This is a genomic window from Catellatospora sp. IY07-71 (genome assembly GCF_018326265.1).
Classification (GTDB): Bacteria; Actinomycetota; Actinomycetes; order Mycobacteriales; family Micromonosporaceae; genus Catellatospora.
This window is the reverse complement of record NZ_AP023360.1, coordinates 5,791,675-5,800,691: the sequence shown is the minus strand read 5'-3', so window position 1 is coordinate 5,800,691 and position 9,017 is coordinate 5,791,675. Positions and strand designations below refer to the sequence as shown.

The following is a 9,017-nucleotide window of genomic DNA, read 5'->3' as shown; positions in this document are numbered from 1 at the left end:
TGAAATCAATCGGAAGACCTTGCTAACAGTTTCAAGGACCAGCGCAAACAAGTGTCGGCGGGCCGCCCGCACGTGACACAGTCCACCCATGCGCGATCCCGACCACACCGACCTCGACCAGGCCAGGCACGCCGCTGCCACGGTGCTCGCCGCCCACCTCGACGCCGACTGGAGCGTGCCCGCCGGCCCGCTGGACTGGACCTGCCGCGACACCGCCGCGCACATCGCCCACGACCTGCTCGCCTACGCCGGGCAGGTGGCCGCCGCGCCGGACGACGCCTACCTCCCGTGCGACCTGACGGTCCGGCCCGACGCCACCGTTGCCCAGATCTTGCAGATCATGACCGCATCGGGCGGGCTGCTGTCGGTCGCGCTCGCCGCGGCCGGGCCCGAGCTGCGCGCCTGGCACTGGGGCCCGTGCGACCCCAGCGGCTTCGCCGCCATGGGCATGGCCGAGACCCTCCTGCACACCCACGACATCACCCAGGGCCTCGGCGTCGTCTGGACCATCCCCGCCGACCTCGCCATGCTGGTGCTGCACCGGCTGTTCCCCGACGCCCCCGGCGGCGACCCGCCCGCGGTCCTGCTGTGGTGCACCGGCCGCGGCGAGCTGCCCGGCCACCCCCGCCGCACCGACTGGTCCTGGCGCGCCGCCCGCCCCTGACCACACCCGCCGCACGGGCGGCGATGAACCCCGCCACACACCGTTGAGCGCCCCACCGCGTGCACCTAGGGTCAGGCCATGAGCGTGCAGGACGTCCAGGCGCTGCTGGCCGAGCGCGGCGCCGACACCATCGCCCACCCCGGCGGCACCCTGCACGCCCACCTGACACGCGTGCACGACCGGCTCGCCGGGCACGGCCTGCCCGAGGCCACCGCCCTGGCCGGGCTCGCCCACGCCGCGTACGGCACCGACGGCTTCGCCACCGCGCTGCTCACCCTCGACGAGCGCGACCTGCTGCGCGCCGCCGCCGGCGAGCACGCCGAGCAGATCGTCTACCGCTACGCCGCCACCCTGCGCAAGGCCACCTGGCGGCAGCTCGCCGCGACCGGGCACGTCCACGACCGCTTCACCGGCACCGCCCAGACCCTCACCGCCGCCCAGCTGCGCCCCCTGGTCGACGTCAGCATCGTCAACGAGCTCGACCTGTGCGAGCAGGCCCCCGACGTCGCGGCCCGCTACGGCGACTACTTTCGCGGCCTGTTCGCCTCCTGGGCGCAGCTGGCGTCCCCGCCCGTGCTCGCCGACGCCCGCGCCGTTCTGCGCTTCTGAACGCCCCGCGCGGCGGCACGCCGACCATCGCCGCCGCGGCTGACGTCCACCAGGGTCGAACGCACGTCGGCGCATGGGCGGAGCGGCCTTGGCAGACGCCCCCGGCCTCGGCTCACGGACGGCCGCGGTGCCGGTCCCACTCGTGCGACAGGATCGACATCACCGTCGCGTCCACCCACCCGTCGCCGTCGCGTTTCACGTCCCGCAGCACACCCTCGGCCACGAACCCCACCTTCTCGTACACCCGGCGCGCCCGCGGGTTGAACGCGAACACCTCCAGCTCGATGCGGTGCAGGCCCAGCTGCTCGAACCCGTACCCGACGAACATCCGGATCGCCTCGGTGCCCAGCCCCCGGTCCCGGCCCGCCGGGCCGATCAGCACCCGGAAGTTGCAGCTGCCGTTCGCGGCGCTCCACTCGTTGAACACGACCTCGCCCACGCACACGTCCGCGGCCCGGTCCACCACCGCCAGGTCCAGCCGGTCCGGCTGCGCGTTGCGGGTGCCGTACCAGCGCCGCAGGATCTTCTCCTGATCGGCCTCGTCGTCGGGCGTGCTGCCGGTCAGCCGGATCACCTCCGGGTCGCGCAGCGCCACCCGGATCCCGTCCAGGTCGGCGTCGACGAACGGACGCAACACCACCTTTTCACCGGTCAGCGTCGGTTTGACGGAAAAGTCCACGGCTTGTTCCCCGATCATCCCGCGATGATGGCGACCCGGACGCCCCGGCGCAAACACAAATCCGTCACCACACCCCACGGCACGAACCACCCCAAGGCGACCACCCGCCGCCCCGATGAGGCATGCTGGACACGAACATTGCGACTGGCGGCACGAGGATGGGAACGACCATCGGGGAGCAGGCCGCGGAAGCCGACCGCCTGGGCGACCGCGATGAGGAGCCGCATGTCCGCGCCCACCACCACCGCCCGGCTGCTGCCCGGCAAGCCCGTCGCCGAAGCCGTCCTCGCCGACGTCGCCACCCGCGCCACCGCCCTGCGCGAGCGCGGCATCACCCCCGCCCTGGCCACCCTGCTCGTCGGTGACGACGACGCCAGCGCCGGCTACATCCGCATCAAGCAGCAGCAGGCCGCCGACCTCGGCTTCGTCTCACCCCACGAGCACCTGCCCGCCGGCGCCACCCAGGCCGACGTCGAAGCCGTCATCAAGGCCTGGAGCGACGACCCCGCCGTACACGGCATGCTCGTGCAATACCCGATCCCGCGGCACCTCGACTACAACGCCGCCCTCGCCGTCATGGACCCCGACAAGGACGTCGACGGTATGCATCCGGTCAACATGGGCCGCCTCGCCCTCGGCATGCCCGGCCCGCTGCCGTGCACGCCCGCCGGCATCGAAGCGCTGCTCGCCCACTACGACATCCCCGTCGCCGGACGGGAGGTCGTCATCCTCGGCCGCGGCGCCACCCTCGGCCGACCCCTGGCGATGCTGCTCGCCCAGAAACGCCCCACCGCCGACGCCGCCGTCACCGTCGTGCACACCGGCGTCAAGGACTGGCCCCGCTACACCCGGCGCGCCGACATCCTCATCGCCGCCGCCGGCGTGCCCGGCATCATCCAGCCCGAACACGTCAAGCCCGGCGCGACCGTCGTCGGCGGCGGCGTCCGCTACGAAGGCCGCCGCATCCTGCCCGACGTCGACGAGTCCTGCGCCGACGTCGCCGGAGCCATCACCCCCCGCGTCGGCGGCGTCGGCCCCACCACCGTCGCGATGCTGTTCCGCAACGCCGTCACCGCCGCCGAGCGGGCCAACCCGTGACCGAGGCGAGGGCAGCGGTCGCCGCGCTGCACCGCCACCCGGTCAAGTCGCTGCTCGGCGAGCAGCTCGCCGCAGCCGACGTGACCGAGCGGGGCATCACCGGCGACCGCGCCCTCGCCCTGCACGACACCGCCACCGGCCGCATCGCCAGCGCCAAACACCCCCACCGGTGGCAGCGGCTGCTCACCCTCACCGCCACCACCGACGACACCGGCGTACGCATCACCGGACCCGGCCTGGACACCCACAGCACCGACCCCGCCGCGGACAAGGCCCTGTCGGAGCTGCTCGGCCGCGACGTCACCCTCACCAGCACGCCGCCCGCCCAGGCCCGCCTCGACCGCGCCGACCCCGACGCCGTCCTGCGCCACGGCATCACCGGCGACACCCCGCTGACCGTCAGCGAACTGGGCACCGGCGCCCCACCCGGCACGTTCTTCGACTTCGCGCCCCTGCACCTGATCACCACCGGCACCCTCGACACCATCACCGCGCTGCACCCGCACCAGCCCGCGGCAGCCCGCCGCTACCGGCCCAACATCGTCATCGCCACCGACGACGGCGGCTTCCCCGAAGACGCATGGCTCGGCCGCGAACTGCGCATCGGCGCCGACCTCGTGCTGCGCGTCATCGCCGCCACGCCCCGCTGCGCGATCCCCACCCTCGCCCACGGCGACCTGCCCCGCGACACCGCGGCGCTGCGCGTGCTCGCCGACCACCACCGCATCGTGCCGCTGCCCGGCCTCGCCCCGCAGCCCTGCGCCGGCGTCCACGCCCAGGTCGTCCACCCCGGCCGCATCCAGCCTGGCGACACCGTCCGAGCGGTCTAGCGCGACACCTGCTGCAGCAGGCCGTACACGAACATCAGCCGCCAAACCCCACCGGCCGGATCGGGCACGTCCACACCCCACCGCGCCGGGACCTCGGGATCGCGCTGCACCGCGCCCGGGAACCTCGCCAGCACATCGTCGACCACACACGACCACGGCGCCAGCGACCCCACCGGCCCCAGCTCCGGCACCGGCGAGCCCGCCGCCCGCACCAGCCACCCGTGCAGCACGAAGTCCCCGGCCCCCGACAGCGCCTCGAACCGCAGATCCGGCCACAGACCCGGCAACCGCCACCGGTGCGCCGTCATCCGCGCATCCCCGAACAGCACCTCATACCGCTCGTCGGCCGGACCCAGCACCGCCCCGTACAGCGCCAGACCCTTCGGCGCCGTCCGCGAGCGCAGCATCGTCTGCCACCGGTTGTGCGCCGCCATGTACACCCGATGCGAGACGCCCAGCTCCGCACACGCCGCCTCGACCAGATCCGGCTGGAAGTCGAACATCCGCCGCAGCAGCATCAGCTGGAACTCCCGGCGCGCGAACCCCTGCACACCCAGAGCCTACGGCCGCCCGGCGGCGACGTCGGCCAGCTGGTCGAACGTACGGTTCAGCACCGACCGCCGTTCCTCCTTGAAGGCCGGCGAGGGCTCCAGGCCGTCGATGGTCCGCTCCCAGACGGCGAGGAAAGCCTTCTTCCATTCCTCGATCACCCCGGCCTGCGGCAGGGCACTGGCGGCGTAGCCGGCCTGGACGAGGACGTGCAGCAACTCCAGGTTGCACGGCACGGCGACACCCCAGTACTCATCGGGCTCGAGGTCGACAGGATCGCCGGCCATCGCCTCGGCGACCTCCGCGACGAGCCGGTCGACGACGATCGACAGGTGATCCAGCGCCGTGTCGCTCTCGAAATTCCCGCTGCCCCACGTACCCACAAGGTCTCCTCTGCATGATGTCGAACCGTCGGGCCCCATCGAACCAGGCAGGAGTGACATCGCCCTGAGCCGCGACAGATCTTGCACTGATGTGGGCATCGGCTACAACAGAAGACAGCCCCCGAAAGGACGAGCGATGCCCGCCCGCCACCGCACCCGCTGGACCGTCGCACTCGCCACCGCCACCGTGCTGACCCTCGGCTGCGGCGCCCTGCCCGACGAACCCACCCTGCCCGACGACAGTGCACCCCAGCCCAACGCCCCACAGGCCACCGCCAGCGCCGAGATCGACGGCACCAAGACCGTCGAAGAGTTCCAGCGCGACGCCCGCGGTGCCGTCGGCCAGGCCGAACGCTACTGGCAGGCCGTCTTCACCGACTCCGGCGTCGCGTTCACCCCCGTGCGCACCGTCACCCCCTACCGCGACACCGGCGACCTCGCCTGCGGCCCCGAACCCATCCCCGCCAACAACGCCGTCTACTGCCCGGCCGGGGACTTCATCGCCTACGACGCCGACTGGGCCGTCACCGCATTCCGCCGCATCGGCGACGCCTTCGTCTTCTACCTGCTCGGCCACGAATACGCCCACGCCGTCCAGCAACGCCTCGGCATCGAACACCGCTACGCCATCGACCACGAACTCCAGGCCGACTGCATGGCCGGCGCCTACCTCGGCGACTCCGTCCGCAGCGGCGACCTCGCCCTCGCCGACGGCGACCTCGACGAGTTCCGCACCGGACTGCTCGCCGTCGGCGACCCCGAAGGCCAACCCTGGTTCGCCCCCGACTCCCACGGCACCGTCCAGCAGCGCACCCGCGCCTTCTTCAACGGATACGAACGCTCCCTCGACGCCTGCGACCTCAGCTGAACACCCACACCAGGTACGGTGCGCCGGTGCCGACGAACCCGCGACGGCACCGGCGCACCGGGCAGGGGAAAGGATCCGTGATGAGGCACCGCGAGGCCGAACAGGACCGGGAAGTCGCCGCGCTCTTGTCGGCCATGGCTTTCATGGAGATCCGCCACCTGGCCGCCGAAGCCAAACGGCTGCCAGCGGACCAGCCACCGGACAAGATCCTGGAACGTATCCGGACCCTGGCCGACCTCTGCCACAACCTGCCCCACGCGACCCGGCCCAGGCGATGGCTTCCATCCCGGCGTGGGACCACCCCCAGCACACGCGAACAGGCCCTGACCCGGCGGCCCATGAGCTGGACCTGGAACACCGCCGGCCCGCAGGCGCGAGCATGGATGCTCAGCCACATCGAAGCGCGCCATCCCCACTGGACACCGCCACCGCCGATCCCGCAACGCCGCAGCACCCCACCGACGCTGAACCTGCGGCAGGAGGCCGCTGCGCTGCTCGGACGCTGGCCGGTACGCGCCCCGGCCGGTGAACAGCCGCTGCCCCCGACGGCACACGTCCTCAAAGCCCTCGACACCGGCACGGTATGCGCCCTCCACGAGGAGGCCGCACAGCTGCGCCTCGGTCTCGGCACCGGCGGGCCGTGGCTCCGCCGGCACCTCCACCCCGACGGAGTCCACTACCTCGTCCCCGACCCCGCCAGCTACTACTGGCCCGGCCGCGCCGACGGCAGCGGCGACGCCATCCGCTGGTGGCAGTGCACCGCACTCCTGCGGATGTACGACGGCGAGCAGGTCAGCAGCATGGTCGCCGTCATGCCGGAGACGTTCACGGCACTGCCCCGGAACCTGCCCCGACACCGGCAGGCCCGCCTGGTCCACCTCGCCCGAGCCACCGAACGAGACACCTACCTGTGGGGCCGCGACCACAAAGCCATCTGCGGCCCCGCGACCTGCGGCCACACACCCGAACCGGCCGGCACCTGACCCCGGCCGTCAGCCGCGCAGCTCCACCCACTCCGTCACACCACGCGGGGAGCGGCAGCGCACCCGGCCCGACGGGCGCAGCCGCGCATCCCGCGTATACCAGGTTGCCAGCTCCCGCTCGGCCGAGCCGTCACCACCGTCCGCCGCCAGCAGCAGCGCCGACACCTCATCGGCCAGCCCCAGCTCCGCCTCCGCCAGATCCTCGACCATGCCACCCCAGCCGTCCCACAACAGCAGCTCATCACCCTGCCGATGCGCCAGTTCCAGCAGCACGTAGTCGAACACCAGCCACGCGCCGCACAACTGCGGCAGACCCGGATCCACCCCATAGCGGTCCACGTCCACCTCACCCCGCCGGTACGCCGACCACACCGACGCCGCCGACGCGAACGCCGAGCGCGGCACGTCAGCCGGGTCGAACCCCCAATCCCGCACCGGGTCCAGCTGGGCGTCCACCCATACCCACCGCTCGCCGTCCCAGAACTCCGCCACCACGTGATCGCAGTGGAAACCCGGCACCAGATACGGCGCGAACCCCACCCGCGACCGCGCCAGCACCCCACGCTGCCGCAACGCCGCCACCGTCAGCAGCGTGAAATCCCGGCAGCAGCCCACCACCCGCGACCCCACCGGCCGCGGCACCTCCAGCGGCACCGGGAAACGCCCCTGATCGGCCGCCAGGATCCGGTCCACCCACCGATGGTCGATCTCCGCCAGCCGCTCGCCCTCGAACACGATCCCCGCCGCCCGATAGTGCACCAGCACGTTGCGCACCACCGCCGCCAGCTCCCGCACATCACCCGGCAACCCGTCCAGCAACGGCCCGAACCCACCCGGATCGCTGTAGGGGGAGTGACCCGACCAATCCCGCACCATCACGACCACCCCTCCACCGGCACCGCCACCTCCGCGTACGGCGCATCCCCGGCCACCGCATCCCAGTCCGCCAGATACACCTCCCGCACCGGACCCGCCGCCACCAGACCCGCATCCCGCACGAACCCGTCCACCGCCGCATACGCCGACATGATCCGCGGATAGAAGCAGTCATCCCGCAGCACGGTGCAGAACACCTCCGTACGCGCCGCCTCCAGCCGCACCACCACATCCCCGACCGGCTCCAGCCCACCCGAGAACGGCACGCACACCTCGATCGGCGCAGCACAGTCCGGCGTCACCGGACCCAGATACAGCACCCGCAACGGCCCACCCGGCCCCACACCGGAAGCCGCCAGATGCCGCCGCAACACGTCCTCACCCAACCGCATCGCCGCCACCAGCCCCTGCTGATCCACCTCGAACCGCAGCGCCGCCACCTTCACCTCCGGCACCCGCCGCACCGCCACCGCATACGACGCATCCGGCACCGCCGCCCGCAACAGCTCGGCCCGCAGCTGCGCCAGCGTGCCCCGCCGCGCCACCGCCGCCGCCTCCTGCGCCGACCACCACCGCTCCAGCCGCAACACCGCCTCCTCGTCGGACAGCAGCAGCAGCTCGCCGATCACCGCCAGCGGCATCTCCAGCTGGCGCAGCATGCTGATCCGCCGCGCCCGCGCCAGCTGCTCCACCGCATACCACCGGTAACCCGTCACCGGATCCACCCGCGCCGGGCACAGCAGCCCCGACACGTCGTACAACCGCAACGCCTTCAGCGACAGGCCCGACCGCCGGCCGAACTCACCGGTCGTCAGCCCGCCGCGCCGTGTATCCCCGATCGCCATGCGCGCCAGTCTGCGTCCTGCCCCAGGGGCCGGGTAAAGCCCGGCGACGAAAAAGGCGGGCCGTGCCGCAGCACGACCCGCCTCCGAACCCGCACCACTACGGCGCCGGAACCTCCTCGGCCGCCACGACCGCCGTCGGCTCACCCGTGACCTTGCCGTCGGCACCCAGCGCCACCGTGAACCGCACGTCCAGGTGCTGGCCCCAGCACGCCTCAGCCGCGTCACCGGCCGCCGTACCGTCCGGCGGCACCAGGTCGAACGTGCCCGTGAACGTCAGCGTCTCCGCCGCCGCCAGCCGGAAGTGCTCCGCGCTGCGCGCCTCACACGTCACGCCGGTGCCCGTGCCGACCACCTCGCCCAGCCGCGTGTGGATGATCCGCTTCGCCGCCGCGTCAGCCGGGTTCGACACGGCCACCCGCACCGTGCCCGTGAACGCCAGCTCACCCAGCTCCTCGAACGTCGCCGAACCCGTCAGCGGCACCTCGAACCGGCTCGCCTGCGTCCCCGGCGCCGCCGGCGGCTCAGCAGGCGGAGCGGCGCTCGCCGGACCGGCCAGCGCGCCGGCCGTGACGATGGCCGCAGCGGCAGCCCATCGGACGATCCTGGATACGGACATGTAGAACCCCCGTCGGT

General features: G+C 72.7%; 12 protein-coding genes and 1 riboswitch. Of the genes, 6 read left to right on the top strand and 6 right to left on the bottom strand.

Features of this window, described 5'->3' with window-relative positions:
* Positions 1 to 88 precede the first annotated feature (88 nt).
* Together CS0771_RS25805 and CS0771_RS25800 are read left to right on the top strand one after the other, a co-directional pair.
* Positions 89 to 664 (top strand): maleylpyruvate isomerase N-terminal domain-containing protein, encoded by a 576-nt coding sequence (locus tag CS0771_RS25805; RefSeq protein WP_212843406.1) that lies wholly within the window; start codon positions 89 to 91, stop codon positions 662 to 664.
* 78 nt (positions 665 to 742) lie between these two features.
* Complete coding sequence (locus tag CS0771_RS25800) at positions 743 to 1,273, top strand: DUF6817 domain-containing protein (RefSeq protein ID WP_212843405.1); 531 nt, start codon at positions 743 to 745, stop codon at positions 1,271 to 1,273.
* A 112-nt stretch (positions 1,274 to 1,385) separates the two neighbouring features.
* Here CS0771_RS25800 and CS0771_RS25795 read toward each other — a convergent pair whose 3' ends face one another.
* Positions 1,386 to 1,913, bottom strand: a complete 528-nt coding sequence (locus CS0771_RS25795; RefSeq protein WP_244871031.1) for a GNAT family N-acetyltransferase — start codon at positions 1,911 to 1,913, stop codon at positions 1,386 to 1,388.
* A gap of 169 nt (positions 1,914 to 2,082) precedes the next feature.
* A riboswitch (ZMP/ZTP riboswitch) is annotated at positions 2,083 to 2,165 on the top strand.
* A gap of 12 nt (positions 2,166 to 2,177) precedes the next feature.
* Between CS0771_RS25795 and CS0771_RS25790 the strand changes: the two genes are divergently transcribed.
* Positions 2,178 to 3,050: a bifunctional 5,10-methylenetetrahydrofolate dehydrogenase/5,10-methenyltetrahydrofolate cyclohydrolase gene (locus tag CS0771_RS25790; RefSeq protein ID WP_212843403.1), complete on the top strand. Its 873-nt coding sequence runs from the start codon at positions 2,178 to 2,180 to the stop codon at positions 3,048 to 3,050.
* Entirely contained in the window at positions 3,047 to 3,880 is an 834-nt protein-coding gene (locus CS0771_RS25785; protein ID WP_244871030.1) for an MOSC domain-containing protein, read from the top strand. The genes CS0771_RS25790 and CS0771_RS25785 overlap by 4 nt, the downstream gene beginning before the upstream one ends.
* Here the strand turns inward: CS0771_RS25785 and CS0771_RS25780 are convergent.
* Positions 3,877 to 4,431 carry a hypothetical protein gene (locus CS0771_RS25780; protein WP_212843402.1) on the bottom strand — a complete coding sequence of 185 codons (555 nt, stop codon included), beginning with the start codon at positions 4,429 to 4,431 and terminating at the stop codon, positions 3,877 to 3,879. The two genes, CS0771_RS25785 and CS0771_RS25780, sit on opposite strands and share 4 nt — an antisense overlap.
* Positions 4,432 to 4,440: 9 nt before the next feature.
* Positions 4,441 to 4,812, bottom strand: a complete 372-nt coding sequence (locus CS0771_RS25775; RefSeq protein WP_212843401.1) for a DUF4259 domain-containing protein — start codon at positions 4,810 to 4,812, stop codon at positions 4,441 to 4,443.
* Between the two features lie 136 nt (positions 4,813 to 4,948).
* Between CS0771_RS25775 and CS0771_RS25770 the strand changes: the two genes are divergently transcribed.
* Together CS0771_RS25770 and CS0771_RS25765 are read left to right on the top strand one after the other, a co-directional pair.
* Entirely contained in the window at positions 4,949 to 5,680 is a 732-nt protein-coding gene (locus tag CS0771_RS25770; protein ID WP_212843400.1) for a neutral zinc metallopeptidase, read from the top strand.
* Between the two features lie 80 nt (positions 5,681 to 5,760).
* Entirely contained in the window at positions 5,761 to 6,663 is a 903-nt protein-coding gene (locus CS0771_RS25765; protein ID WP_212843399.1) for a hypothetical protein, read from the top strand.
* A 9-nt stretch (positions 6,664 to 6,672) separates the two neighbouring features.
* Here the strand turns inward: CS0771_RS25765 and CS0771_RS25760 are convergent, their stop codons facing one another.
* From CS0771_RS25760 to CS0771_RS25750, 3 genes are all read right to left on the bottom strand, one after another.
* The gene (locus CS0771_RS25760; protein ID WP_244871029.1) at positions 6,673 to 7,539 is read right to left on the bottom strand and encodes a transglutaminase domain-containing protein; all 867 of its coding nucleotides are present in this window, start codon (positions 7,537 to 7,539) and stop codon (positions 6,673 to 6,675) included.
* On the bottom strand, positions 7,539 to 8,384 hold the full coding sequence (locus CS0771_RS39505; RefSeq protein WP_212843397.1) for a MerR family transcriptional regulator: 846 nt from the start codon (positions 8,382 to 8,384) through the stop codon (positions 7,539 to 7,541). Before CS0771_RS39505 ends, CS0771_RS25760 begins: the two co-directional genes overlap by 1 nt.
* Positions 8,385 to 8,481: 97 nt before the next feature.
* Positions 8,482 to 9,000, bottom strand: coding sequence for a hypothetical protein (locus CS0771_RS25750; RefSeq protein WP_212843396.1), 519 nt, complete (start codon positions 8,998 to 9,000; stop codon positions 8,482 to 8,484).
* Positions 9,001 to 9,017 lie beyond the last annotated feature (17 nt).